The sequence below is a fragment of the Streptomyces sp. NPDC046465 genome, assembly GCF_040646035.1.
In the GTDB taxonomy this organism is placed as follows: domain Bacteria; phylum Actinomycetota; class Actinomycetes; order Streptomycetales; family Streptomycetaceae; genus Streptomyces.
This window is the reverse complement of sequence record NZ_JBEYZK010000035.1, coordinates 43,854-69,729: the sequence shown is the minus strand read 5'-3', so window position 1 is coordinate 69,729 and position 25,876 is coordinate 43,854. Positions and strand designations below refer to the sequence as shown.

At 70.5% G+C, this 25,876-nt stretch carries 21 protein-coding genes and 1 tRNA gene; 19 read left to right on the top strand and 3 right to left on the bottom strand.

What is annotated here, in order from left to right:
- The first annotated feature begins 210 nt into the window (after positions 1 to 210).
- A complete protein-coding gene (locus ABZ953_RS36225; protein WP_361733220.1) occupies positions 211 to 1,482 on the top strand; it encodes a Tn3 family transposase in 1,272 nt (423 codons plus the stop codon).
- Positions 1,483 to 1,601: 119 nt separating this feature from the next.
- Complete coding sequence (locus tag ABZ953_RS36220) at positions 1,602 to 2,486, top strand: NAD(P)H-binding protein (protein ID WP_361733219.1); 885 nt, start codon at positions 1,602 to 1,604, stop codon at positions 2,484 to 2,486.
- A gap of 25 nt (positions 2,487 to 2,511) precedes the next feature.
- Here ABZ953_RS36220 and ABZ953_RS36215 read toward each other — a convergent pair whose 3' ends face one another.
- Positions 2,512 to 2,964, bottom strand: coding sequence for a hypothetical protein (locus ABZ953_RS36215; protein WP_361733217.1), 453 nt, complete (start codon positions 2,962 to 2,964; stop codon positions 2,512 to 2,514).
- Between the two features lie 381 nt (positions 2,965 to 3,345).
- On the opposite strand from ABZ953_RS36215, the gene ABZ953_RS36210 reads away from it, so the two are divergent.
- The 16 genes from ABZ953_RS36210 (at position 3,346) to ABZ953_RS36135 (ending at position 23,506) form a co-directional block, all read left to right on the top strand.
- Positions 3,346 to 4,527, top strand: coding sequence for an ROK family transcriptional regulator (locus ABZ953_RS36210; RefSeq protein WP_361733215.1), 1,182 nt, complete (start codon positions 3,346 to 3,348; stop codon positions 4,525 to 4,527).
- 154 nt (positions 4,528 to 4,681) lie between these two features.
- Entirely contained in the window at positions 4,682 to 6,199 is a 1,518-nt protein-coding gene (locus ABZ953_RS36205; RefSeq protein ID WP_361733213.1) for a sugar ABC transporter ATP-binding protein, read from the top strand.
- Entirely contained in the window at positions 6,196 to 7,215 is a 1,020-nt protein-coding gene (locus ABZ953_RS36200) for an ABC transporter permease (RefSeq protein WP_361733211.1), read from the top strand. The genes ABZ953_RS36205 and ABZ953_RS36200 overlap by 4 nt, the downstream gene beginning before the upstream one ends.
- A 16-nt stretch (positions 7,216 to 7,231) precedes the next feature.
- Entirely contained in the window at positions 7,232 to 8,275 is a 1,044-nt protein-coding gene (locus ABZ953_RS36195; protein WP_361733210.1) for a substrate-binding domain-containing protein, read from the top strand.
- A gap of 48 nt (positions 8,276 to 8,323) precedes the next feature.
- Positions 8,324 to 9,571, top strand: a complete 1,248-nt coding sequence (locus ABZ953_RS36190; protein WP_361733209.1) for a Gfo/Idh/MocA family oxidoreductase — start codon at positions 8,324 to 8,326, stop codon at positions 9,569 to 9,571.
- Between the two features lie 11 nt (positions 9,572 to 9,582).
- Complete coding sequence (locus ABZ953_RS36185) at positions 9,583 to 10,602, top strand: sugar phosphate isomerase/epimerase family protein (RefSeq protein WP_361733207.1); 1,020 nt, start codon at positions 9,583 to 9,585, stop codon at positions 10,600 to 10,602.
- Between the two features lie 176 nt (positions 10,603 to 10,778).
- Positions 10,779 to 13,262 carry a PQQ-dependent sugar dehydrogenase gene (locus ABZ953_RS36180; RefSeq protein WP_361733205.1) on the top strand — a complete coding sequence of 828 codons (2,484 nt, stop codon included), beginning with the start codon at positions 10,779 to 10,781 and terminating at the stop codon, positions 13,260 to 13,262.
- Positions 13,263 to 13,267: 5 nt separating this feature from the next.
- Positions 13,268 to 14,653, top strand: a complete 1,386-nt coding sequence (locus ABZ953_RS36175) for a ThuA domain-containing protein (protein ID WP_361733204.1) — start codon at positions 13,268 to 13,270, stop codon at positions 14,651 to 14,653.
- Between the two features lie 230 nt (positions 14,654 to 14,883).
- A complete protein-coding gene (locus tag ABZ953_RS36170; protein WP_361733230.1) occupies positions 14,884 to 15,972 on the top strand; it encodes an inositol-3-phosphate synthase in 1,089 nt (362 codons plus the stop codon).
- Between the two features lie 178 nt (positions 15,973 to 16,150).
- Positions 16,151 to 17,173, top strand: coding sequence for an SCO3242 family prenyltransferase (locus ABZ953_RS36165; RefSeq protein WP_361733202.1), 1,023 nt, complete (start codon positions 16,151 to 16,153; stop codon positions 17,171 to 17,173).
- Positions 17,170 to 18,186, top strand: coding sequence for a sugar phosphate isomerase/epimerase family protein (locus ABZ953_RS36160; protein ID WP_361733200.1), 1,017 nt, complete (start codon positions 17,170 to 17,172; stop codon positions 18,184 to 18,186). Before ABZ953_RS36165 ends, ABZ953_RS36160 begins: the two co-directional genes overlap by 4 nt.
- Positions 18,187 to 18,230: 44 nt before the next feature.
- On the top strand, positions 18,231 to 18,896 hold the full coding sequence (locus ABZ953_RS36155; protein ID WP_361733228.1) for an EboA domain-containing protein: 666 nt from the start codon (positions 18,231 to 18,233) through the stop codon (positions 18,894 to 18,896).
- Positions 18,897 to 18,904: 8 nt separating this feature from the next.
- The gene (locus ABZ953_RS36150) at positions 18,905 to 19,756 is read left to right on the top strand and encodes a TatD family hydrolase (RefSeq protein ID WP_361733198.1); all 852 of its coding nucleotides are present in this window, start codon (positions 18,905 to 18,907) and stop codon (positions 19,754 to 19,756) included.
- 3 nt (positions 19,757 to 19,759) lie between these two features.
- Positions 19,760 to 20,929, top strand: coding sequence for a metabolite traffic protein EboE (gene eboE / locus ABZ953_RS36145; protein WP_361733196.1), 1,170 nt, complete (start codon positions 19,760 to 19,762; stop codon positions 20,927 to 20,929).
- On the top strand, positions 20,926 to 22,302 hold the full coding sequence (locus ABZ953_RS36140; RefSeq protein ID WP_361733194.1) for a nucleotide pyrophosphatase/phosphodiesterase family protein: 1,377 nt from the start codon (positions 20,926 to 20,928) through the stop codon (positions 22,300 to 22,302). The genes eboE and ABZ953_RS36140 overlap by 4 nt, the downstream gene beginning before the upstream one ends.
- 148 nt (positions 22,303 to 22,450) lie before the next feature.
- Complete coding sequence (locus ABZ953_RS36135; RefSeq protein ID WP_361733192.1) at positions 22,451 to 23,506, top strand: sugar phosphate isomerase/epimerase; 1,056 nt, start codon at positions 22,451 to 22,453, stop codon at positions 23,504 to 23,506.
- 66 nt (positions 23,507 to 23,572) lie between these two features.
- Here the strand turns inward: ABZ953_RS36135 and ABZ953_RS36130 are convergent, their stop codons facing one another.
- Positions 23,573 to 24,916, bottom strand: a complete 1,344-nt coding sequence (locus ABZ953_RS36130) for a DUF2254 domain-containing protein (protein ID WP_361733190.1) — start codon at positions 24,914 to 24,916, stop codon at positions 23,573 to 23,575.
- 138 nt (positions 24,917 to 25,054) lie between these two features.
- Between ABZ953_RS36130 and ABZ953_RS36125 the strand changes: the two genes are divergently transcribed.
- Positions 25,055 to 25,142 (top strand) — tRNA-Leu (locus ABZ953_RS36125).
- A gap of 329 nt (positions 25,143 to 25,471) precedes the next feature.
- Here the strand turns inward: ABZ953_RS36125 and ABZ953_RS36120 are convergent.
- A complete protein-coding gene (locus tag ABZ953_RS36120) occupies positions 25,472 to 25,657 on the bottom strand; it encodes a hypothetical protein (protein WP_361733189.1) in 186 nt (61 codons plus the stop codon).
- Positions 25,658 to 25,876 lie beyond the last annotated feature (219 nt).

Here is a 25,876-nt window from a genome sequence, read left to right as displayed (position 1 = left end):
CTCGGCGACCGCTACCGTGCCGGAGTTGTCCTGGCTTCCTTGATCCTCTGGCTCCGCGAGTCCACGGGGTAATCATTTGTCAGACAGGCCCTAGCTCAGACACCGGCCGCCAAGTAGGTCGCGGGTAGCCGGACGAGCCCCGGCGCGCTCGCGGATGGCAGCGCGGGCGGTGTGCAGGTCACCACCCGCAAGGGCGAGCCGTGGAGCACCGTGCCAAAGCTAGAGCCGCTGGCCGAGCCCACCGGCCTGGCGGCCCTCAAGGACGAGGTCTCGCGCCGCCGGGGGGTCCTGGACCTCCTGGACGTGCTGAAGAACGCCGACTTCCTCACCGGCTTCACCGAGGAGTTCTCATCGGTGGCCGCCTACGAGCGCATCGAGCGTGACGTCCTCCAGCGCCGCCTCCTGCTGGCCCTCTTCGCACTCGGTACGAACATGGGCATCCGGGCGATCGTGGCGACCGGCGAGCACGGCGAGCACGGCGAGAGTGAGGCCGCGCTGCGGCACGTGCGCCGGCACTTCATCACCGTAGACAACCTCCGCGCCGCCGTCACGAAGCTGGTGAACGGCACCTTCGCCGCCCGCGACACCGCGTGGTGGGGCCGCGGCACAGCGTGCGTGTCGGACTCGAAGAAGTTCGGGTCCTGGTCCAGCAACTTCATGACCGAGTACCACGCCCGCTACGGCGGCAACGGCGTGATGATCTACTGGCACGTGGAGCGGAAGAACGTCTGCATCTACTGCCAGCTCAAGTCGTGTTCCTCGTCCGAGGTCGCGGCGATGATCGAGGGCCTGCTGCGGCACTGCACCCGCGCCGAGATCGAGTTCCAGTACGTCGATACCCACGGCGCGAGCGTGGTCGGGTTCGCGTTCACCGAGCTGCTGAACTTCCGTCTGCTGCCCCGGTTGAAGAGCATCGGAAGCATCCGCCTATACCGCCCGGACGACACGCAGCTCGGCTGGCCGGCGCTCGGAGCCCCGCTGACGCGGCCGATCCGCTGGGACCTGATCGAGCAGCAGTACGACCAGACGGTCAAGTACGCCACCGCTCTGCGGCTCGGCGCCGCGGAGGCTGAGCAGGTGCTGCGGCGCTTCACTCGCGGCGGCCCCAAGCACCCCACGTACGCCGCGCTCGAAGAACTCGGCCGGGCCGTACGCACGGTCTTCGCCTGCGACTACCTGGCCGGCCCCGGGCTGCGCCGCGCGCCAACGCGGTGCTCCACTACGGACCGGCGCGGGCTGACCGCGCTGTTCTGGTCGAACGTCAACCCGTACGGCACCTTCCGCCTCGACATGGACAAGCGGCTCGACCTCGGGCTGTCCACTGCCGTGCGCCGCCCCCGCAATTCGGCGTCCGCCGGCCGAACCGCGGAGACATATGAAGGACTTCGCCGACCTCACCGACCCCCGGATGGCGGACGCCCGCGTGCTCAGGAGGCGCGGGGTTCAGCGGGAGTAGTACCCAGGGCCCGAATCTTGTGGTGAATCATGCCAACCGTGCCGTAGTCGGCGCTCTGACCAGTGCCTCTAGACGGCCCGGGCAGTGAGGAACGGGCGCCGGATAGTGTGGCGCTCGTCCGGTGAGGGGACGATGGGGGGCAGAGATGCGTATCGCGGTGACGGGGGCGGCTGGCGGCCTGGGCGGGCGGGTGGTGCAGTTGCTCGCGGCCCGGCACGACGTGGACGTCGTGGCGGTGACCAGACGGAGGCTGCCTGCCGAGGCGTTGCCGTCACAGGTAGAGATCGCCGTCGCCGACTACGCCGATCCGCCCGCTCTGCGTGCGGTGCTGAAGGGCGTGGCCACTCTGGTCTTCGTCTCCAGCGACGGGCCCGATGCTCGGATGCTGCTGCACCACCGCAACGTTATCGCCGCCGCGAAAGACCAGCGCGTCGGCCACGTCGCGGCGCTGAGCAGCCTCGACGCCGACACGGCGTCCCCGTTCTGCTACGCCGTCGTCAACGGGCTCACCGAGGACCTTCTCCGGTCCTCTGGCGTCCCGTACTCGTTCGCCAGGGCTTCGCTATACATCGAGTTCTTCCAGCATTGGCTCACCGAGGCGCGCACGGCCGGGCTGCTGCGCCTCCCGGCCGCCGATGGCCGGATCTCCCTGGTAGCACGCGACGATGTGGCCCGCGCCCTCGCCGCACTCGCGTTGAGTGAGCCGACTTGGCGGCATCATGACATCACCGGACCCGAGTCGGCAGACATGACCGGCATCGCCTCGGCCGTGGCGAAGACGTGGGGGGCACCTGTCGCCTATGAGGACATCCCGCCCGACACGTACCACGCTGAGACGGCTGCGACCGGGCTGGATCCCTGGTGGGTCTATGCCTTCGCGTCAATGTTCGCTTCGGTGCGCGAGCAGCGCTGGGATCGCGTCTGCAACGACTACACCCGACTGACTGGCCGCCCACCCCGCACTCTGTGCGACACCCTGGCGACACAGGTCAGAGAGACCGAGCGGACCAACCTCAGCACTCGACAGTGACGGAGGCTGCTGATGCCCCGCAAGGTCATGATGTTTCATGGGCGGTCGCTCGTGATCGGCGCCGGCGCGCATCGGCCGGGGCAACTCGGTCCACACCGAGCCCGGCTTGCGTACGGCAGGGGTCGGCACGCTCAGGGCCTCGGTCGCGGATGTACTCGCGTTCCATGCCGGACCTGGCCGCGAGCACGGTGAACACGATGCCGGACGGGCCGTGGGAGCCCTTGAGCTCTCCGGTCAGGAACTCCAGACCGACATCGCTCGCCTTCAGCTCCTCGGCGAGCATGGCGAGTTCGATGCCGCGGCCGCTTGCCTCGAAGGCCACGAGTCCGCGCGGAGGCGCGGCAAGACCATCGGCGGTGCCGGGGTAACCGACGGCGACATGTTGTCCATGGCCCTCCACCTGCGCGACCAGGAGATGAGTCTGCGCGACATCGCCACGCGCCTCGTCATCACCACCGGCGCGAAGAGAGGCCGGCACCCCTCACCTGCCACCGTCATGCGGATGCTCCGCGATCACGACGATCACGACGATCACGACGAACACGACGAACACGACGACAGGCCGCCACGGCGGCGAGCGCGCGATCATCCGGCTAGTTCGCGGCTGGTGTCTGAGCTAGGACTCCAGGGCCGAGAAGGGCTGAGAGCCTGGCTCTGCACCCCGCGGCGTTCGTGCCGCCCCCCTTTGTCCTGTGACTGGAGAAAGTCATGGGTAATTCGCGCGCAACTTCTTCCCAGTCCCGGCAGGCACTGCTACGTTCCCCTCGAAAGCTTGAAAGAAGCCCGAAGGCAACAGCACGGAAGCCTGATGGCAATGGCATGGGAAGCCCGATGAGGCGGGGAGGGGCGCGTGAGACGTATGACGGCTCGACCCGCCAACGCGCACCAGGCGCGGCTGCTGCGGCTGCTGCGTGACGGGGGGCCCAACTCCCGTGCCCAGCTGGGCGATCAGGTCGACCTCTCGCGGTCCAAGCTGGCCGTCGAGGTCGACAGGCTCCTGGAGACCGGACTCGTGGTCGCCGACGGACTCGCCGCCTCGCGCGGCGGCCGGCGGTCCCACAACATCCGCCTGGCCCCGGCCCTCCGTTTCCTCGGCGTGGACATCGGCGCGACCTCGGTCGACGTCGCGGTGACCAACGCCGAGCTGGAGGTGCTCGGCCACATCAATCAGCCCATGGACGTGCGCGAGGGCCCGGTCGCGGTCTTCGAGCAGGTCCTCGCCATGGCGGCCAAGCTGAAGGCCTCCGGCCTCGCGGAGGGGTTCGACGGCGCCGGTATCGGCGTGCCGGGGCCCGTCCGCTTCCCGGAGGGCGTGCCGGTCGCCCCGCCGATCATGCCGGGCTGGGACGGCTTCCCCGTCCGGGAGGCCCTCAGCCAGGATCTGGGCTGCCCCGTCATGGTCGACAACGACGTGAACCTCATGGCGATGGGGGAGCAGCACGCGGGCGTCGCACGCTCCGTGGGCGACTTTCTCTGCGTCAAGATCGGCACGGGCATCGGCTGCGGCATCGTCGTCAGCGGTGAGGTCCACCGCGGTACGACGGGCAGCGCCGGCGACATCGGCCACATCCAGTCCGAACCGGACGGACGCCCCTGCGCCTGCGGCAACAAGGGCTGCCTGGAGGCCTACTTCAGCGGAGCGGCGCTCGCCCGCGACGCCGAGGAGGCGGCCAGGGAGGGGCGTTCGGCGGAACTCGCCACGCGGCTCGACGAGGCGGGGCGGCTCAGCGCCGTCGACGTCGCGGCGGCCGCCGCCGCGGGCGACGCCACCGCGCTCGACCTCATCCGCGACGGCGGCAACCGCACCGGCCAGGTCATCGCGGGCCTCGTCAGCTTCTTCAACCCCGGCCTCGTGGTGATCGGCGGCGGCGTGACCGGCCTCGGCCACACGCTGCTCGCCGCGATCCGTACCCAGGTGTACCGCCAGTCGCTGCCCCTGGCGACCGGCAACCTCCCGATCGTCCTGGGTGAGCTGGGCCCCACCGCCGGTGTCATCGGCGGAGCCAGGCTCATCAGCGACCACCTGTTCTCACCGGCCTGAGGGGCCGGTCCGCACGGTCCGGTCCAGCGCACGCCCTGCCTCACTCAGCCCTGCCCTGATCTGTCATGTACTGATCATTTCACCTCAGCCCCGCGGCTGAGCCCTGCCCTGAATCCGTCCAGCCCTGCTGCGGCCGCCGCCGAGGGGAACCGTCATGGCACCCGAACCACCGCTGCTCACCATGTCCGGCATCACCAAGTCGTTCCCCGGGGTCCGCGCCCTCGACGGCGTCGACCTCCGGGTCCAGGCCGGTGAGGTGCACTGCCTCCTCGGCCAGAACGGCGCCGGGAAGTCCACCCTCATCAAGGTCCTCGCGGGCGCCCACCAACCCGACGACGGCGAGATCACCTGGCGCGGCGAGCGCATCACGCTCCGCTCGCCGATCGCGGCCATGCGGCTCGGCATCGCCACCATCTACCAGGAACTCGACCTCGTGGAGGGGCTGTCCGTCGCCGAGAACGTCCACCTCGGGCACGAGCCGACCGCCGCCGGATTTGTGGTCCGCGGCCGGGCGGCCAAGGCGTCGACGGCCGCCCTGCTCGAGCGGCTCGGGCACGCGGAGATCGACCCCGGGCGGCTCGTCGGTGAACTCTCCGCCGCCCAGCAGCAGATCGTCTCGATGGCCAGGGCGCTCTCCCACGAGGTCCGCCTCATCGTCATGGACGAGCCGTCCGCCGCCCTCGACCCCGACGAGGTCGACAACCTCTTCCGCATCGTCGACGGCCTCACCGCCGACGCCGTCGCCGTCGTCTACATCTCCCACCGCCTGGAGGAGATCCGCCGCATCGGCGACCGGGTCACCGTCCTCAAGGACGGGCGGTCCGTGGCCGACGGACTCCCGGCGGAGTCCACCCCTACCAAGGATGTCGTGGCGCTGATGACGGGCCGCAACGTCGAGTACGTATTCCCGGACAGGCCTGTCGAACCGCCTGTCGCAGAGCCTGTGTTGCGTGTCAGTGGTCTCTCGCGGCACGGCGAGTTCGAGCCCTTCGACCTCGACCTGCGCCCCGGCGAGATCGTCGGCCTCGCCGGACTCGTCGGCTCGGGACGCTCCGAGATCCTGGAGACGATCTACGGCGCCCGCAAGCCCAGCGCCGGACAAGTGGCCGTCGATGGACGGGTGTTGCGTCCAGGCAGCGTCCGGGCCGCCGTGCGCGCCGGGCTCGGCCTCGCCCCCGAGGAGCGCAAGGCGCAGGCCCTCCTCATGCTGGAGTCGGTCACCCGCAACGTATCGGTCTCCTCGATGTCCCGTTTCTCGTACGGGGGTTGGCTCGACCGGAGCGCCGAGCGCGAGGCCGCGCATGCCGCGACGCGCGAGCTGTCGCTGCGCCCCGACGAGCCGAACGCCCCCGTGCGGACCCTGTCCGGCGGCAATCAGCAGAAGGCCGTCCTGGCCCGCTGGCTGCTGCGCGGCTGCCGCGTCCTGCTGCTCGACGAGCCGACCCGCGGCGTCGACGTCGGCGCCCGCGCCGAGCTGTACGCGGTGATCCGGCGCCTCGCCGACGAAGGCCTCGCCGTGCTGCTCGTCTCCAGCGAAGTGCCCGAGGTACTCGGCCTCGCCGACCGCGTCCTGGTCCTCCGCGAGGGGCGCGTCGTGCACACCGCACCCGCCCGTGACCTCGATGAACACCGCGTACTCGACCTCGTCCTCGAAGGGAGCCCGGCGGCATGACCCAGCCAGCCCCGGCGGCCGAGGCCGCCACCCGTAAGACCACCCCCGCCGACGGCGGCCGCCCGTGGCGCGCCACAGTGGCCCGCGCCGACGTGCGGACGCTCTCACTGCTCGGTGTGCTCGCCGTCCTAGTCCTGATCGGCGGCATCACCCAGCCCGACTCGTTCCTCGACACCGACAACGTCCAACTGATCCTCACCCAGGGGTCCGTCATCGGCGTGGTCACGGTGGGCATGACGTTCGTGATCATCTCCGGGGGCATCGACCTCTCGGTCGGCGCGATCGTCGCGCTCGCCTCGGTGTGGGCGACGACGGTCGCCACCCAGGAGTACGGCTTCGCGGGCATCCTCTTCACGGCCGTCGTCGTCGGCATGGGGTGCGGCCTGGTGAACGGCGTCCTCATCGCGTACGGCGGGATGGTGCCGTTCATCGCCACCCTCGCCATGCTCGCCGCGGGCCGCGGCCTCGCCCTGCAGATCACCGACGGCAAGACCCAGATGGTCACGGTGGACGGGGTGCTCAAGCTCGGCGAGCGCGACTCGTACATCCTCGGCATCCCGCCGCTGGTCATGGTCTTCGCCGCCGTCACCGTGGTCGGCTGGCTGCTGTTGAACCGCACCACCTTCGGCCGGCGCTCGGTCGCGGTCGGCGGCAACGCGGAGGCGGCCCGCCTGGCCGGCATCGACGTCCGCAGGCAGCGGCTCTACCTGTATCTGCTCTCCGGCCTGTGCTGCGGCATCGCGGCCTTCCTGCTGATCGTCCTGTCCGGCTCGGGCCAGAACACCAACGGCAACCTGTACGAGCTCGACGCCATCGCGGCGGCGATCATCGGCGGCACCCTGCTCAGCGGCGGCCGCGGCACCATCACCGGCTCCGTGCTCGGCGTGCTGATCTTCACCACGATCCAGAACATCTTCGCGCTCAACAACCTGGAGACCGCGACCCAGCAGATCGCCAAGGGCGCGATCATCGTCGCCGCGGTGCTCGTCCAACGACGTACGGCCCACACATCCTGAGCTGAGGGGTTCACTCATGCCGACCAACACGAGCCGCAGAGGGCTGCTCCTCGGAGCCGCCGCCCTGTCCACCGGCGCCCTCGTCACGGGGTGCACCAGCAACGATGCCAAGGATGACGAGGGCTCCGCCGACACGTCGCAGCAGGTCGCCGACGACAAGCCGGGCAAGAAGGTCACCATCGGCTTCGCCGGGCCCCAGGCCGACCACGGCTGGCTCAACGCCATCAACGACCAGGCCAAGAAGCGGGCGGAGAAGTACGAGGACGTCACGCTCGAGGCCACCGAGGGGTCCAACGACACCGCGGCGCAGATCGGCCAGGTCGAGACGCTGATCAACAAGAAGGTCGACGTCCTGGTGATCCTGCCGGCCGACGGCAAGGCCCTCACCCGGGTCGGCCTGAAGGCCATGAGGGCAGGCATCCCCGTCGTCAACCTCGACCGCGTCTTCGCCTCCCCGCAGGCCTATCGCTGCTGGATCGGCGGCGACAACTACGGCATGGGCCTGAGTGCCGGGCAGTACATCGGTGAGAAGCTCAAGGACAAGAAGGACGCCCGCGTCGTGGAGCTCGCGGGTCTCGACAACCTGGAGCTCACGAAGCAGCGCTCCAAGGGCTTCGACGACGCCCTCAAGAACTACCCGAACATCAAGAAGGTCGCCCGCCAGGCCGCCGACTTCACCGTCGAGTCCGGACAGTCGAAGATGTCCCAACTCCTTCAGGCGCAGAAGAACTTCGACGCCCTGTGGAACCACGACGACGACCAGGGTGTGGGCGCCCTGCGCGCCATCAAGCAGGCGGGCCGCGACGACTTCCTGATGGTGGGCGGCGCGGGCGCGCTCTCCGCCATGCAGGCCATCGAGGCGGACAACAGCGTCCTGAAGGCCACCGTCCTCTACCCGCCCACCATGGCCGCCTCCGCCATCGACCTGGCGCGCGCCCTCGGACAGGGCAAGGGCGTCAGCGGCATGGCGGAGTTCGAGATCCCGTCCTTCGTGACCTGCTACTCCGCCGTGGTCGACAAGGAGAACGTCGGCCGGTACATGTCCACCGGCTTCAAGTGATGCGCACGCCCGCACCCCCCACCGAGCGATTACGAGGAGGAGTACCGCATGCGTGAGACGGGAACCGAGACCGGGGCCGAAGACGGGCCGGAAGGCAAGCGGCCACTGGGAGTGGGCATGATCGGCTACGCCTTCATGGGTGCCGCCCACTCCCAGGGCTGGCGCACCGTGGGGCGCGTTTTCGACCTGCCGGTGCGGCCGGTGCTCTCGGCCGTCTGCGGGCGCGACGGCGGCGCCGTGCGCGCCGCCGCCGACCGGCTCGGCTGGGCAGCCGCCGAGACCGACTGGCGCGCCCTGATCGCCCGGGACGACGTCGACCTCGTCGACATCTGCACACCGGGCGACAGCCATGCGGAGATCGCTCTCGCCGCCCTGGAGGCGGGCAAGCACGTGCTGTGCGAGAAGCCCCTCGCGAACTCCGTCGAGGAGGCGGAGGCGATGGCCGAGGCCGCCGAACGGGCCCGCGCACGCGGCCAGGTGGCCATGGTCGGCTTCAACTACCGCCGGGTGCCCGCTCTCGCGCTCGCCCGGCGAATGGTCGCCGAAGGGCGGATCGGCGCGCTGCGGCACGTACGCCTGACGTACCTTCAGGACTGGCTGGTCGATGCGGAGTTCCCGCTCACCTGGCGGCTGCAGAAGGACCGTGCGGGCTCCGGTGCGCTCGGTGACCTGGGGGCCCACATCGTGGACCTCGCGCAGTTCCTGGTGGGGGAGCCGGTGGCCGGGGTGTCGGCGCTCACCGAGACCTTCGTGCGCGAACGGCCGCTCCTGGAGAATGCGTCCAGCGGGCTCACGGCCGCGGGCGGGGGCACGGGCGGGGGCGGGGGCACGGGCGGGGGCGGACTCGGCACGGTATCGGTCGATGACGCGGCGCTCTTCACGGGCCGGTTCCCCTCCGGCGCCCTCGCCTCCTTCGAGGCGACCCGGTTCGCCGCGGGCCGCAAGAACGCGCTGCGCGTCGAACTCAACGGCTCCGAAGGGTCATTGGCCTTCGACCTGGAGCGGCTGAACGAGCTCTCCTTCCACGATCACACCGAGCCCGCCGCGTCGTCCGGTTTCCGCCGCATCCTCGTCACCGAGCCCGACCACCCGTATCTGGAGGGCTGGTGGCCGCCGGGCCACGGCCTCGGCTACGAGCACACCTTCGTCCACCAGGCCCGCGACCTGCTGCACGCCATCGCCACCGGAGGGCGGCCCGAACCCTCCTTCGCCGACGGCCTCTCCGTGCAGCGGGTGCTCGCCGCCGTGGAGGAGAGCGCCGCGAAGAACTCCGTCTACACGCCGATCCCCGCCTGAGGAGGCCCGCCATGCCGCGCCAGTTCACGCTCTTCACAGGACAGTGGGCCGACCTGCCGCTCGAAGAGGTCTGCCGCCTCGCCCGCGACTTCGGCTACGACGGCCTCGAACTCGCCTGCTGGGGCGACCACTTCGAAGTCGACAAGGCGCTCGCCGACCCGGCCTACCTGGACGGCAGGCACGCGCTGCTCGACAAGTACGGGCTCAAGTGCTGGGCCGTCTCCAACCACCTCGTCGGCCAGGCCGTCTGCGACGCGATCATCGACGAGCGGCACCAGGCGATCCTGCCCGCCCGGATCTGGGGCGACGGCGAGGCAGAAGGGGTGCGACAGCGGGCCGCCGCGGAGATCAGGGACACCGCGCGGGCAGCCGCGGCCTTCGGCGTCGAGACGGTCGTCGGCTTCACGGGGTCGTCGATCTGGCATCTGGTCGCGATGTTCCCGCCCGCCCCGGAGTCGATGATCGAGCGCGGCTACGAGGACTTCGCCGAGCGCTGGAACCCGATCCTGGACGTCTTCGACGCGGAAGGCGTGCGGTTCGCGCACGAAGTGCACCCGTCGGAGATCGCGTACGACTACTGGACCACGCACAAGGCCCTGGAGGCCGTCGGCCACCGTGCCGCGTTCGGGCTGAACTTCGACCCGTCCCATTTCGTCTGGCAGGACCTCGATCCGGTCGGCTTCCTCTACGACTTCCGCGACCGCATCTACCACGTCGACTGCAAGGAGGCCCGGCGCCGCCTCGACGGCCGCAACGGCCGCCTCGGCTCGCACCTGCCGTGGGGCGACCCGCGCCGCGGCTGGGACTTCGTGTCGGCGGGCCACGGCGACGTCCCCTGGGAGGACGTCTTCCGGATGCTGCGCTCCATCGCGTACGAAGGTCCCGTCTCGGTGGAGTGGGAGGACGCGGGCATGGACCGGCTCCAGGGCGCGCCGGAGGCCCTGGCGCATCTGAAGGCGTTCGACTTCGAGGCTCCGACGGCGTCGTTCGACGCGGCGTTCGGCGGCCCCGACAGGCCCGGCCAACCCTGATGTTTGTCCATTGACAGGAAAAAGTTCAACTTCCATGCCGCGTAAGGGCTTTCCGCCCGGGACAAACGTGGCTACCGTCCTTGAGGTGTACAGGACATGAACGTTCCGGGGTGACGGCGCACCCCGGCGCACGGCGCACCCACCCCGTACGACCGTCCCCCCTTCCGGAGGAACCCGTGCACAGGAAACGCCCCAGACTCCGCACGACGCTCGCCCTGCTCACCGGCACCGTGCTCACCGGCGCCAGTCTCACCCTCGCCGTACCGCACGCCGGCGCCGCCCCGGCGGACCCGCCCTCGGCGACCGCCCCCGCCGCCGAGGACTTCCAGCAGGTCACGCTCGCCAAGGGCGAGCCGGAGATGGGCGAGCCCATGACGCTCGCCGTGCTCCCGGACCGCTCGGTCCTGCACACCTCCCGCGACGGCACGCTGCGCCTGACGAACGCGGCAGGCGACACCAAGGTCGCGGGCAAAATACCCGTCTACTCGCACGACGAAGAGGGCCTGCAGGGCGTCGGCATCGACCCGAAGTTCAGCGAGAACCACGCGGTCTACCTCTATTACGCGCCCCCGCTGGACACCCCCGCGGGCGACGCCCCGGAGAACGGCACGGCCGAGGACTTCAAGAAGTTCGACGGCGTGAACCGCCTCTCCCGCTTCGTCCTGAAGGACGACGGCACCCTCGACGCCGCCAGCGAGAAGAAGGTCCTCGACGTCCCCGCGAACCGCGGCATCTGCTGCCACGTCGGCGGCGACATCGACTTCGACAAGGACGGCAACCTCTACCTCTCGACGGGCGACGACTCCAACCCGTTCGCCTCGGACGGCTTCACCCCCATCGACGAGCGCGCCAGCCGCAACCCGGCCTTCGACGCCCGGCGCAGCGCCGGAAACACCAACGACCTGCGCGGCAAGATCCTGCGCATCAAGGTCGCCGACGACGGTTCCTACACGGTCCCGGACGGCAACCTCTTCGCCAAGGGCACCGAGAAGACCCGCCCCGAGATCTACGCGATGGGCTTCCGCAACCCCTTCCGGCTGAGCGTCGACAAGCCCACCGGCACGGTGTACGTGGGGGACTACGGGCCCGACGCCGGCGCGGCCGACCCCAAGCGCGGCCCGGCGGGCCAGGTCGAGTTCGCCCGCGTCACCAAGCCCGGCAACTTCGGCTGGCCGTACTGCACCGGCAAGAACGACGCCTACCTCGACTACGACTTCGCGACCGGCACCTCCGGCTCGGCCTTCGACTGCGCGGCCCCCAAGAACGACTCGCCGCACAACACCGGCCTCACCGACCTGCCCCCCGCGCAGGAAGCCTGGATCCCCTACGACGGCGGCTCGGTCCCCGAGTTCGGCACCGGCTCCGAGTCCCCGATGGGTGGCCCGGTCTACCGCTACGACGCCGCGAACAACTCCCCGGTGAAGTTCCCCGAGGCGTACGACGGTGACTTCTTCGCCGGTGAGTTCGGCCGCCGCTGGATCAAGCGCATCGAGCAGGGCACCGACGGCACCGTCTCCAAGATCAACGCGTTCCCGTGGACCGGGACGCAGGTCATGGACATGGCCTTCGGCCCCGACGGCGCGCTGTACGTCCTCGACTACGGCACCGGCTACTTCAACGGCGACGAGAACTCCGCCCTCTTCCGCATCGAGAACGCCACCGACGGCCACTCCCCGATCGTCGAGGCGAGCTCCTCGGTGACCAGCGGCCAGGCCCCGCTCAAGACGAAGTTCACCGCCAAGGCCACCGACGCCGACGGCGGGACGCTCACCTATGCCTGGGACTTCGGCGACGGCGGCAAGTCCACCCAGCAGAACCCCACATACACGTACAAGAAGAACGGCGTCTACGCAGCCACCGTCACCGTCAAGGACTCCACCGGGCGCACCGGCTCGGCCAGCGCACACGTCACCGTCGGCAACACCGCGCCCAAGGTGACCCTGGAACTCCCCGGCGACGGCCAGCTGTTCACCTTCGGCGACAAGGTGCCCTTCAAGGTGAAGGTGACCGACAAGGAAGACGGCCCGATCGACTGCACCAAGGTCAAGGTCACCCACATCCTCGGCCACGACAGCCATGGCCACCCGGTCACCTCGGCCAACGGCTGTGAGGGCACTCTGCAGACGTCGGCGGACGGCGAGCACGACCCCAACGCCAACATATTCGGGGTCTTCGACGCCGAATACACCGACAAGGGCGCAGGCGGGCAGCCCGCGCTGACCACCCACGACCAGAACATCGTCCAGCCCAAGCACCGCCAGGGCGAGCACTACGGCGACTCCAAGGGCGTCTCCGTGATCAACCACACCCCCGCACATGGCGGCAAGACCGTCGGCGACATCCACAACGGCGACTGGGTCTCCTTCAAGCCGTACATCCTCGGCAACGTCACCAAAATGACCGCCCGGGTCGCCTCCGCCGGGTCCGGTGGCACCCTGGAAGTACGCAGCGGATCGGCGACGGGCAGGCTCCTCGGCTCCGCGAAGGTCGCGCTGACCGGCTCGTGGGAGACGTACACCGACGTCAGCACCGCCATCACGAAGGCGCCGTCGGGGACCACGACCCTGTACCTGGTCTTCAAGGGCTCGGGCACCGGCGCGCTGTACGACGTGGACGACTTCACCCTCACCACCAAGGCCGTCGCCGGCCGGAAGAGGTGACCGCGATGCGCGGACGAGCCCGCATCATCACCGCGACGGCGGTGGCCGCCCTGCTCATCGGGTGCGCCTCGGGAACGGCGTCCTCGAAGCCGGGTCCTGGCAGGAACGGCGAGCGCGTGCTCGTCTTCTCCAAGACCGCCGGGTTCCGGCACGACTCGATCCCCGCGGGCATCACGGCCGTCAGGGAACTGGGCGCGGAGAACGGCTTCGCCGTCGACGCGACCGAGGACGCGAAGGCCTTCACGGCCAAGAACCTCGCCCGCTACGACGCCGTGGTCTGGCTCTCCACCACCGGCGACGTCCTTGACGCCGCCCAGCAGGCGGCCTTCGAACGGTACGTCCGCGGCGGCGGCGCCTACGTGGGCGTGCACGCCGCCGCCGACACCGAGTACGACTGGCCCTTCTACGGTGGGCTCGCGGGCGCCTACTTCCAGTCGCACCCCGCGATCCAGCCCGCGAAGGTACACGTGGCGGACCACGCGCACCCGGCCACCGCCCACCTCGGCACCGGCAGCTGGGACCGCACCGACGAGTGGTACAACTACCGCTCCAACCCCCGCGACCGGGCCCGCGTGCTCGCCACGCTCGACGAGTCGTCGTACACCGGCGGCACCATGTCGGGCGACCACCCCATCGCCTGGTGCCAGAGCTACGAGGGCGGCCGCTCCTTCTACACGGGCGGCGGCCACACCAAGGAGTCGTTCGCCGAACCGGCCTTCCGCAAGCACCTGTTGGGCGGCATACGGTGGGCGGTCGGCGCGGCCCAGGCCGACTGCCGGCCCGAGAAGGGCTACACGCCGCTCTTCGACGGCACGGCGGCCTCCCTCCAGGGCTGGAAACAGGCGGGACCCGGTTCCTTCGCACTCAACGAGGACGACGGAACGCTCACGAGCACCGGCGGCATGGGCATGCTCTGGTACGACCGGCGCGAACTCGGCTCGTACTCGCTCAAGCTCGACTGGCGGGCGGCCGGGGACGACAACTCCGGGATCTTCGTCGGCTTCCCGCCCTCCGACGACCCCTGGTCGGCCGTGAACAACGGCTACGAGATCCAGATCGACGCCACCGACGTCCCCGAGAAGACCACGGGCTCCGTCTACGGCTTCCGGTCCGCCGACCTGAAGAAGCGCGACAAGGCCCTCAACCCACCGGGGGAGTGGAACACCTACGAGATCCGCGTCGAGGGCGAACGCCTTCGCATCTACCTCAACGGCGTACAGATCAACGACTACACCAACACCGATCCGGCGCGCAGCCTGCTCCAGGGCCACATCGGCCTGCAGAACCACGGCGACGGCGACGAGGTCTCCTTCCGGAACATCCGGATGAAGGACCTGCCGACGCACCGCTCCGGCCCACCCGCACCGACCGGTCCGGGCGTGGGCCGCTAGACGGCGGCGGGCGGAGGACGCCGGACCTCCGCCCGCCGTCTTGCACCGCACTCACGTTCCGCGAGCTCCCGAGTCGTGTTTCCCGAGCTCCTGAGCCATGGCAGGAGGCAGCCGTGTCCACATCCGCGACCTCTACATCCGCGACCCCTACATCTGCGCTCTCCACTTCCCCCGCCGGGGCCTCTCCCGCCGAGTCCTCTCCTGTCGAGTCCTCTCCTGTCGGGGTCTGGCTGATCGGGGCGCGCGGCTCTGTCGCGACCACGGCCGTCGCGGGCTGCGCGGCGCTGACAGCCGGACTCCACGCGCCCACCGGCATGGTCACCGAGACACAACCCTTCCTGGACTGCGGCCTGCCCCCTCTGCCCTCCCTCGTCTTCGGCGGCCACGACACCATCAGCTGCCCGCTGCCCAAACGCGCCGAGGAGCTCGCCGCCGGCGGCGTCCTGCCGCACGGCCTCCCCTCGGCCGTACACGCCGAACTCGCCGCCGCGGACGCCGAGATACGCCCCGGCGGGCCGCAGCCGGGTGACACCCGCAGCGACGAGGAGCTCATCGACGCCTTCGCCGCCGACCTGCGCGACTTCGTACGCCGCCGGGGCCTGGCCCGCGCGGTGGTGCTGAACGTCGCCTCCACCGAACCGCGCCCCTCCCACGACGACCAGCGGCTCCCCGCCAGCTCCCTCTACGCGGCCGCAGCACTGCGCGCCGACTGCCCCTACGTGAACTTCACCCCCTCCACCGGCCTGCACCACCCCCGCCTCACCGAGGCCGCCCGCACCTCCGGCCTCCCGCACGCGGGCCGCGACGGCAAGACCGGCCAAACCTTGCTGCGCTCCGTGCTCGGCCCGATGTTCGCGCAACGGGCACTCGCCGTCCGGGCCTGGTCCGGCACCAACCTCCTGGGCGGCGGGGACGGCGCCGCCCTTGCCGACCCGGCGGCCGCCGCCGCGAAGAACGCGGGCAAGGAACGCGTCCTCGCCGACACTCTCGGCGCCGCCCCCGAGGGCGAGGTCCACATCGACGACGTGCCCTCCCTCGGCGACTGGAAGACGGCCTGGGACCACGTCGCCTTCGACGGCTTCCTCGGCACCCGCATGGTCCTGCAGACCACCTGGCAGGGCTGTGACTCGGCCCTCGCGGCCCCCTTGATCCTGGACCTCGCCCGCCTGACATCCCGCGCCCACGAACGCGGCCTCTCCGGCGCACTCCCCGCCCTGTCCTTCTACTTCAAGGACCCGGACCCCGGAGCACCATCAGCCCTGGGCGAGCAGTACGCGGCACTGGTCGGGTTCGCGGCGCAGTTGGGCGATGAGCGATGAGGGGTAGGGGCGTCGTGGCCGGGACGGTCGGGACGGTCGGGACGGTCGGGATGGGTGGGGGCTGGGGGGAGTGGTTGGTGGTGGGGGCGGCTCGGGCGGCTCGGGGCGTCCGGAGTGGTCCGAGCGGCCGGTCGGTGCGGGTGGCCCCCGAGGACGCCGTACCGGCGGGTGACGCATCGTGAACGCCGCGCGCGCCTGGGCCGAACTCCTTCGCGTCCCCGCCCTGTTCACCGTCCCGGGCGACGCCCTCGCGGGTGCGGCGACGACCAGCCTGCGCCCCAACCGCCGTACTCTCCTCGCCATCGGCTCCTCCCTCTGCTTGTACGAGGCCGGCATGGCCCTCAACGACTGGGCGGACCGCGCCGAAGACGCCGTAGAGCGCCCCGAACGCCCCCTGCCCTCCGGCCGCATCGCACCCCCCGCGGCCCTCGCCGCGGCAACCGCCCTCACCGTCGCCGGCCTGACCCTCGCCTCCCGCGCGGGCCGACCGTCCCTGGCGACGGCGGGCGCCCTGGCCGCGACGGTATGGGCCTACGACCTCGGCCTGAAGCACACGCCCGCAGGACCGGCAGCCATGGCCGCCGCACGCGGCCTCGACCTGCTCCTCGGCGCGACCGCCACGGCGGGCCCTGGCCTGGACGGCGACCGGAGCACCAAGGCAGCGGCCCCCTCCGCGGGCGCCCTCGCCGCCCACACCCTCGCCGTCACCGCGGTCTCCCGCCGCGAGGCCCAGGGTGGCTCCTCGGCAGCGCCCCTGGCCGCGCTGGCGGTGACGACGGCACTGGCCGGGGTGGTGGGAGGCGGCCTGCCTTGGCCCTCCGGTGAGGGCAATCGCCGGACCGGCACCACCAGCACAAGCACCAGCACCACAAGCACCAGCACCACAAGCACGGGCACCGCAAGCATCGGCACATCAAGCACCGGTCCATCGAGCATCGGCACCGCGCTACGCGTCGCCCGGCACTCCCTCCCCGCCGCGCTGGCTCTCGCCTACACCGGCACCGCCGCGAAACCCCTCTTTCACGCCGTGCTCAATCCTTCACCGCCCCTCACCCAGCGGGCCGTCGGCGGTGGGATCCGCGCCATGATCCCGCTACAGGCCGCGCTCGCCGCCCGCGCCGGCGCCACGGGCACCGCCCTGCTCACCGCCGCCCTCGCCCCCGCCGCCCGGAAGTTCGCACGGAAGGTGAGCGTCACATGAGCGGAACCAGCGGTAACAACGGAACCAGCGGTACGGGCAGTACAGGCGGTACCAGCGGAACCACTCCACGGCCCCCGAACCCCCTCAGCTCGCTCCGGTTCGGCTACGGCACCAACGGCCTCACCGACCTGCGCCTCGACGACGCCCTCGGTCTCCTCGCCGACCTCGGCTATGCCGGAGTCGGTCTGACCCTCGACCACATGCACCTCGACCCCCTCGCCCCCGATCTCGCCGCCCGCACCCGCACGGTGGCCCGCAGACTCGACCACCTCGGTCTGACCGCCACCGTCGAAACGGGCGCCCGCTACGTCCTGGACCCGCGCCGCAAACACGGCCCCTCCCTCCTCGACCCCGATCCGAAGCACCGCTCCGACCGGGTCCGCCTCCTGATCCGTGCCGTCCAGGTCGCCGCGGACCTGGGCGCCCACGCTGTGCACTGCTTCAGCGGCACCATCCCGGCGGACACCTCGGACGACACCGCCTGGCGGCGCCTCGCCGACGCCCTCGGCCCGGTGCTCGACGCCGCGTCGGACGCCGGTGTCCCGCTGGCGGTCGAACCGGAACCCGGCCACCTCCTCTCCTCACTCGCCGACTTCCACCGGCTGCGCCACGCGCTCGACGACCCCGACCCCCACCTCCTCGGCCTCACCCTCGACATCGGCCACTGCCAGTGCCTCGAACCGCTCCCTCCCGCGGACTGCGTACGAGCCGCCGCCCCCTGGCTGCGGCACGTCCAGATCGAGGACATGCGCCGCGGAGTCCACGAGCACCTGCCCTTCGGGGACGGAGAGATCGACTTCCCGCCCGTCCTCGAGGCCCTGGCCACCAGCGGCTACCAGGGGTTGACGGTCGTCGAACTGCCCCGCCACTCCCACGCGGGCCCCGAACTCGCCGCCCGGTCTATCGACTTCCTGAACCGCGCCGCCGACACCGCCCCCGCCCAAGCAGGCGGCGCCGCCCAAGCCGCCACCGTGGCCGCTGCCGTCGCGCCCGCCGAAGGAGGCCTCCTGTGACCGGCACCCCCGCCCACGACACGCCCGCCCACGACACCCCCGGGATAGTCGCCCACCGCGCTCGCCTCGAAGCCGACCTCGGTGGAGCCGCCCGCGCCTGGCTCGACCAGGCTGTCGCCGAGGCCACGGCACACGACGGGCGACCGGAGGGACAGAGGCAGGGGCCCGCCCCCACCTGGGAGTTGAGGTTCGCCGAGGCCGGACGCCGCTGTGGGACCGACCACGCGGACGCCGCCCGCATCCTGCTCCTGCACGCGGCGAACGCCGCTCCCGCCACTCTCTCTCGCATCTACGCGCAAGGCACCGCCGCCGAGCGTCGCGCCGTCCTGCACGCCCTGCCCCACCTGGTGCCCGGCCCCGAGGCGCTCCCGATGGTCGAGGACGCTCTGCGCACCAACGACACCCGGCTGGTCGCCGCGGCCGTCGGCCCGTACGCCGCCGCACACCTCGCCCCGCACGACTGGCGACACGCCGTCCTCAAGTGCCTCTTCACCGGTGTCCCCGTGGACGCCGTCGCCGATCTGCCGAGACGCGCCCGCGGTGACGGCGAACTCGCCCGGATGCTCGGCGACTACGCGAGCGAGCGGACCGCGGCCGGCCGCCCCGTCCCCGGCGACCTGCAACGCGTCCTGTCTCTGACCGCCCCCGGGCCCACCGCGGCCCCGGCGGCTCCCTCGGCCCCCGCAGGCCCTGTGACCGGCGAGCAGTAGGAGTCCTGATGCGCATCTTCGATCCCCACATACACATGACCTCCCGCACCACCGACGACTATCAGGCGATGTACGCCGCCGGTGTCCGTGCGGTCGTGGAACCCGCCTTCTGGCTCGGCCAGCCCCGCACGTCGCCCGCCTCCTTCTTCGACTACTTCGACTCCCTCCTCGGCTGGGAACCCTTCCGTGCCGCTCAGTACGGCATCGCCCACCACTGCACGATCGCCCTCAACCCCAAGGAGGCGAACGACCCCCGCTGCACGCCCGTCCTCGAGGAGCTGCCCCGCTATCTCGTCAAGGACAACGTCGTCGCCGTCGGGGAGATTGGCTACGACTCCATGACCCCGGCCGAGGACTCCGCACTCGCCACCCAGCTGCAACTCGCCGCCGACCACGAGCTTCCCGCTCTCGTGCACACCCCGCACCGCGACAAGCTCGCCGGCCTGCGCCGCACCATCGACGCCGTCCGCGCGTCCGCCCTGCCCCTTGACCGTGTCCTGATCGACCACCTCAACGAAACGACCGTCAAGGAGGCCAAGGACAGCGGCTGCTGGCTGGGCTTCTCCGTCTATCCCGACACCAAGATGGACGAGGAACGCATGATCGAGATCCTGCGTGACGTCGGGCCCGACCGCGTCCTGATCAACAGCGCCGCCGACTGGGGAAAGAGCGACCCGCTCAAGACCCGCAAGGTCGCCGACGCCATGCTGTCGGCCGGGTACGACGAGGACGACGTCGACCTCGTGCTGTGGCGCAACCCCGTGGCCTTCTACGGCCTCAGTGGCCGTCTCCAGCTCGATGTGCGAGAACCGGACGCCGCCACCCACGAAGGGAACTCCATCCTGCGCGGAGGGTCGTGAACCATGCGCTTCCGGCACCCCGACGGCTCCACCGTCCACCTCGCCTACTGCACGAACGTCCACCCGGCCGAGACCCTCGACGGCGTCCTGGCCCAGCTCCGCGACCACTGCGAGCCCGTGCGCAAACGGCTCGGCAGGGACCGCATCGGCATCGGGCTGTGGCTCGCCAAGGACGCCGCCCATGCCCTGGTCACCGACCCGGCCGCGCTGCGCGACCTGCGCACCGAACTCGTCCGGCGCGGCCTCGAAGTCGTCACGCTCAACGGCTTCCCCTATGAGGGCTTCGGCGCCGAACAGGTCAAGTACCGCGTGTACAAGCCGGACTGGACCGACCCGGAACGTCTGAGCCACACCACTGACCTGGCCCGGCTGCTCGCCGCCCTGCTCCCCGACGATGTCACCGAAGGGACCATCTCCACCCTTCCGATCGCCTGGCGCGCTCCGTTCGACGCCACCCACGCCGAGGCCGCCCGCACGGCCCTCACCACGCTCGCCGAGCGCCTCGACGCCCTCACCGAGCTCACCGGACGATCGATCCGCATCGGCTTGGAACCGGAACCCGGCTGCACCGTCGAGACGACCGCCGACGCCATCTCCCCACTCACCGCGGTCGGCCACGACCGCATCGGTGTCTGTGTCGACACCTGCCATCTCGCCACCTCCTTCGAGAACCCGAAGACCGCGCTCGACGCCCTCGCCGTCGCGGGCATCCCCGTCGTCAAGTCGCAGCTGTCCGCCGCGCTCCATGCCGAACACCCCCATCTCCCCGAAGTACGCGAAGCACTGGCGGCCTTCGACGAACCCCGCTTCCTCCACCAGACCCGCACCCTGACCGACGCGGGCCTGCACGGCACCGACGACCTCGGCGAAGCCCTCACCCCCGGCACGCTGCCCGACACGGCGCCCTGGCGCGCCCACTTCCACGTTCCCCTGCACGCGGCCCCCGCCGCGCCCCTCACCTCCACGCTTCCCGTGCTCCAGGACGTCCTGACCCGGCTCGTCGGCGGACCCACCCCGCTCACCCGTCACCTCGAGGTCGAGACCTACACCTGGCAGGCCCTCCCGCCCGCGCTGCGCCCGCGCGGCCGCACCCAGCTCGCCGAGGGCATCGCCGCCGAACTCGCCCTCGCCCGCGACCTCCTGACCGAACTCGGCCTCAAGGAACTGCCATGACCCCGACCCCCTTGCTGGTCCTGGACGTCGTCGGCCTCACCCCGCGCCTCCTCGACCACATGCCGCACCTCAAAGCACTCGGCCAGTCCGGATCCAGAGCACCGCTCGGCACCGTCCTGCCCGCCGTCACCTGCGCCGCCCAGTCCACCTTCCTCACCGGCACCACCCCCGCCGAACACGGCATCGTCGGCAACGGCTGGTACTTCCGCGAACTCGGCGACGTACTCCTGTGGCGGCAGCACAACGGCCTGGTCTCCGGAGACAAACTGTGGGACGCCGCCCGCCGCGCCCACCCCGGCTACACCGTCGCCAACATCTGCTGGTGGTACGCCATGGGCGCCGACACCGACTTCACCATCACCCCCCGCCCCGTCTACTACGCCGACGGCCGCAAAGAACCCGACTGCTACACCCGGCCCCCGGCCCTTCACGACGAACTCACCGAGAAACTCGGCACGTTCCCTCTCTTCCACTTCTGGGGCCCCGGCGCCGACATCGTGTCCAGCCGCTGGATCGTGGCCGCCACCCGGCACGTCATCGACACCCGCCACCCCGACCTGGCCCTGTGCTACCTCCCTCATCTCGATTACGACCTGCAGCGCTTCGGCCCCGACGACCCGCGCTCCTTCCGGGCGGCCGCCGAGCTGGACGCGACCATCGCACCGCTCCTGGACGACGCGAAAGCCGAGGGACGGACCGTCGTCGCCCTCTCCGAGTACGGCATCACCCGGGTGAGCCGGTCCGTCGACATCAACCGGGTGCTGCGCCGCGCCGGGCTCCTCGAAGTGCACACCCAGGACGGCATGGAGTACCTCGACCCGATGGCGTCCCGCGCCTTCGCCGTCGCCGACCATCAGATCGCCCACGTCTACGTCCGCCGCCCGGAAGACCTTGACGCCACCCGCGCCGCCCTCAAGGACGTCCCCGGCATCGAGCGACTCCTCGACGACGAAGGCAAGAAGGCACACCACCTGGACCACCCGCGCTCCGGCGAACTCGTCGCCGTCGCGGAGCCGGACGCCTGGTTCACGTACTACTACTGGCTCGACGACGCCCGCGCGCCCGACTTCGCACAGCTCGTCGAGATTCACCGCAAACCCGGCTACGACCCCGTCGAACTCTTCATGGACCCGGAGGACCCCTACGTCCGCGTCAAGGCCGCGGGCGCGCTGGCCCGCAAGAAGCTCGGCATGCGCTACCGCATGGCGGTCGTGCCTCTGGACCCGTCACCTATTCGCGGCAGCCATGGCCGCCTTCCCACGAGCGAGGACGAAAGTCCGCTCATTCTGTGCTCCACCCCCCGTGCCGTCAGCGGCCGCGTCGCGGCCACCGATGTGAAATCGCTCCTGCTCGACCTCGCGGGCCTGCGCTGACGTCCGCCGGACCGCGCCGCTGAATCTGCTTGATCTCCACTGAACCAGACAGCTCGGGCCCTGCCATCAGGGTCCGACCCCCAGCGATCCCTGATCCGTTCTTCGAACCCATCCCTGATGCGCCCCTGACCCTGCCGAGGAGAACCACATGAGCCACAAGGCATCCGCCACCGATCCCGAACTCGCCCGCAGACTCAGCCGACGCGGCATGCTCGGCGTGGCGGCCGGAGCCACCGCCGCGGCCCTCGTGGGCGCCGCTACCCCGACGGCCGCCGCCGCGCCCGCCGCAGGACGCGGCCACGGGAAGGGGCACCCGGTTCTGCCGCCGGGCCGGCTCGGCATCCAGCTCTACAGCCTGCGCGACAAGATCTCGACGGTCGGATTCGCCCCGGTCTTCACCGAGTTGGAGAGGTACGGGTACGACGAGATCGAATTCGCCGGGTACACCCAGGGCTCGGCGGGCGCCATCACCCTCGCCCAGCTCAAGGCGCTGGCCCGTGACCACGGACTGCACCCCATCGGCTCGCACGTCGGCTATTACGACGACAACAATCCCAACGCCTATACGTTCGCGCAGAACCTCACCAAGGTCCTCGACGAGGCTGAGGCACTCGGTCTGAAGCACATCGGCACCGCCTCAGGCCCCTTCCGCTACGGCACCACCGTCGACGCCTGGAAACGTGCGGCGGAGGACTTCAACACGTACGGGGAAGCGGCCCGCAAGCGCGGCATGAAGTTCTACCAGCACAACCATGCCGAGGAGTTCTCCTTCGCCACCGACAAGCCGAACGTCCGCCTCTACGATGTACTGCTCGCCGAGACCGATCCCGACTTCGTGTACCTGGAGATGGACATCTACTGGGCGTTCAGCGCCCAGTTCCGCTTCGGCAAGCGCCTCGACGGCACCCCCGCGCCCTTCGAACCGCTCGACTACGTGCTCAAGCAGCCGCACCGCTACCCGCTGTTCCACGTGAAGGACGGCATCCGCGACGAGACCGCTCGCGACGGTTACCGCATGACGGATGTCGGTGACGGTGACATCGACTACAAGAAGTTCCTGTCGAAGGTGACCGCCCGTACGCACCACGGCCGCCGCTACCACCACTGGCAGACCGAGCACGACAACCCGGTCGAGTCCTACGCATTCGCCCGCAAGTCCAGCGAGCACCTGCACTCGCTGCGCTCCGGACGCTGCGGCGACTGACCGTACGGCGGGACGGGTGGGGCCCTTCTGCCCGACGGCGGGAAGGGCCCCCGGAGCTCCGGGGCGTCAGCCGATGCCCTGGCGGTCCGGCGTCAGCGCGAACGCGCGGTCCGCCGCTTCCGGCACCGAGCGCTCCACTGCCTGCGCGAGGAGCTCCCGGTGCCGCAGCAGCGGCTCGCGCCGTTCCGCGGGGGCGAGCAGCAGGAGATCGTCGAGACCGGCCAGCATGCGCCGGGTCACCTGAGGGTTACCGAGCGCACACCCTCTGATCTCGGTGAAGCCCAGATCGACAAGGGCGGTCCAGTCCGGCACCGACTGGACGAGCCGCAGCGCACCGCGCCGGTCGCGGTGGCCGAGCGCGCCCAGCGGGTACGGGGCGATCGACGCCAGGAACTGCACGATGCGGTCCAGCGCCTGTACGGCGGTCGTGGGGTCGTTCACCGCGGGGGACAGGGCCCGCAGCGCGATGTCGGACAGCTGCCGCAGGCCGAAGCCGAGGTCCTGGTGGAAGGTGCGCTCGACGCCCACGTACACGGTGTAGCCGAGCGCGCGGCGCGAGGGCGCGGCACCGCCGTGCACCGTGAACACGGGCGTCCCCGGCACCACGAAGTCCCCGATCCGTGGGATCAGCCGCAGGACGACCCCCTGGCGCCGGGCCGCCCGCACGGCCCGCGCGATGTTCACATCCCTCAGTACCCCGGCCCTGCCGTGGTGGGTGACCCGTGCCGTCTCAGGACCGAGCTGCCCGGTGTCGACCGGCAGCTCCGTGGGCTGTTTCACGGCGACCCGGAACGATTCGTGCGCGATCCTGTCGATAACGAAGCCGATCCGCATCATCCGCACCGTGCCGTTCACGTACGCCACGAACAGCAGCAGGCTCAACAGCACCATCGCCATCGCGAGCACCGCCTCGATCAGCGGGACGCTCGTCAGGAGCCGGGGGTCCCGCTCGCTGTCGAACGACGTGAGCGTCAGCAGGGAGAAGAGGAACGTCGCCATGAACACGGTGAGCGTGATCTTGGTGATGCGGGACCGGACGTACAGCCGCACCACCCGCGGGCTGAACTGGCCGCTGGCCATCTGGACGGCGACCAGCGAAATGCTGAAGACGACACCGATGAACGTCATCATGGCGCTGCCGATGGTGCTGATCACCGCCTTGGCGTCGTCGGCGATGCCCATCAGGTCCTTGATCGCGTCGTAGTCGCCGTCGTCCCGCAGCGTCGCGACGATCTGCGCGTCCAGTTCCGCAGCGGCCCACCACAGGAGCATGGCCCCCAGCAGCCCCGCGGTCGGCGCGAACCACATGGTGTCCCGCAGGTGCTCGCGCAGCGGGGACAGCATCCGAGGGCGGCGCCCCTTCATGTCGCCCAGCACCCCAGCCGCACCGGTAATCAACCCGTCACTCATGGTGAGACTCTAGGCGGGGTCGTGCGGGCCACCGTGCATCTCGCGGCCAGCGGGCGGATACGCAGGTGAAAGGCACTCCGAAACCTTGGTATTGTTGTCCATGTCGCCGCGGGGAACACCCCGAGCGGCAGACACCTTGTCCGGGTGGCGGAATGGCAGACGCGCTAGCTTGAGGTGCTAGTGTCCTTTATCGGACGTGGGGGTTCAAGTCCCCCCTCGGACACCAGCTGAGACCCCACTTCGCGTGGGGTTTTTTGCTTTTCTGGGGTGTGGCGTGACCGACCACGTGACCAATAGACCAGAGATCTCCCAGGTCAGACCAGGGATGACAGGCCGAGCCTGTCGGCTCCGGAGGCGGTGAGCTTCCGGGCTCCGTTCTTCCTGCTGTGGCCGTAGCGGGCCATGGTGCAGCCCGGCGAGTGGTGCCGGACGTTGGCGGAGACCTTTACGGGGTTCTCCCGGCCTCCAGATCGTTCGTGACCATGCTGTGCCTGGGGTCCTCCTGCTTCGCCTCGGTAGAGCTTGAAGCCGTCGCGGGCGAACACGAGGTCGTGATCAGTCCACGCGGAGCCGAGGCGCCCCCCTCTCCGCGTCCTGGCGCTCCTTCTGCCACTTGAGGACGTTCATCACGGACTGGTCCACGTAGATCACGGCGTTGGCGTCACCGTCTTTCGTCAGCTTCCGCAGCCGGTAGGTGTTCCCTTCCTCGACCTCAGCACAGTTGATAAGGGACCACTTCATACCCAGCAGGGCTCCCATACCGAGGGCAGGAAGCGGGCGGTTCCGTCGTCGTCCAGGGTGGGGAAGCCCCGTGAGCCTGCCGAAGGTGGACGGCTCCGAACTGACCGCCTGCTTGCGGCCTCCGAATGCTCCGAGACCATCACGGACGAGATCCTGACGGCCGCGTTCACTCTCGTGCGCCGCTCTGTCCGTGCCCGGATCGAACTGCACGGCGGTCGG

Coding starts and splice junctions, on each gene's coding strand:
- ABZ953_RS36220 (WP_361733219.1), top strand. CDS start 1,602: ATGCGTATCGCGGTGACGGGGGCGGCTGGCGGCCTGGGCGGGCGGGTG.
- ABZ953_RS36210 (WP_361733215.1), top strand. CDS start 3,346: ATGACGGCTCGACCCGCCAACGCGCACCAGGCGCGGCTGCTGCGGCTG.
- ABZ953_RS36205 (WP_361733213.1), top strand. CDS start 4,682: ATGGCACCCGAACCACCGCTGCTCACCATGTCCGGCATCACCAAGTCG.
- ABZ953_RS36200 (WP_361733211.1), top strand. CDS start 6,196: ATGACCCAGCCAGCCCCGGCGGCCGAGGCCGCCACCCGTAAGACCACC.
- ABZ953_RS36195 (WP_361733210.1), top strand. CDS start 7,232: ATGCCGACCAACACGAGCCGCAGAGGGCTGCTCCTCGGAGCCGCCGCC.
- ABZ953_RS36190 (WP_361733209.1), top strand. CDS start 8,324: ATGCGTGAGACGGGAACCGAGACCGGGGCCGAAGACGGGCCGGAAGGC.
- ABZ953_RS36185 (WP_361733207.1), top strand. CDS start 9,583: ATGCCGCGCCAGTTCACGCTCTTCACAGGACAGTGGGCCGACCTGCCG.
- ABZ953_RS36175 (WP_361733204.1), top strand. CDS start 13,268: ATGCGCGGACGAGCCCGCATCATCACCGCGACGGCGGTGGCCGCCCTG.
- ABZ953_RS36160 (WP_361733200.1), top strand. CDS start 17,170: ATGAGCGGAACCAGCGGTAACAACGGAACCAGCGGTACGGGCAGTACA.
- ABZ953_RS36150 (WP_361733198.1), top strand. CDS start 18,905: ATGCGCATCTTCGATCCCCACATACACATGACCTCCCGCACCACCGAC.
- eboE (WP_361733196.1), top strand. CDS start 19,760: ATGCGCTTCCGGCACCCCGACGGCTCCACCGTCCACCTCGCCTACTGC.
- ABZ953_RS36140 (WP_361733194.1), top strand. CDS start 20,926: ATGACCCCGACCCCCTTGCTGGTCCTGGACGTCGTCGGCCTCACCCCG.
- ABZ953_RS36135 (WP_361733192.1), top strand. CDS start 22,451: ATGAGCCACAAGGCATCCGCCACCGATCCCGAACTCGCCCGCAGACTC.
- ABZ953_RS36130 (WP_361733190.1), bottom strand. CDS start 24,916: ATGAGTGACGGGTTGATTACCGGTGCGGCTGGGGTGCTGGGCGACATG.
- ABZ953_RS36120 (WP_361733189.1), bottom strand. CDS start 25,657: ATGAAGTGGTCCCTTATCAACTGTGCTGAGGTCGAGGAAGGGAACACC.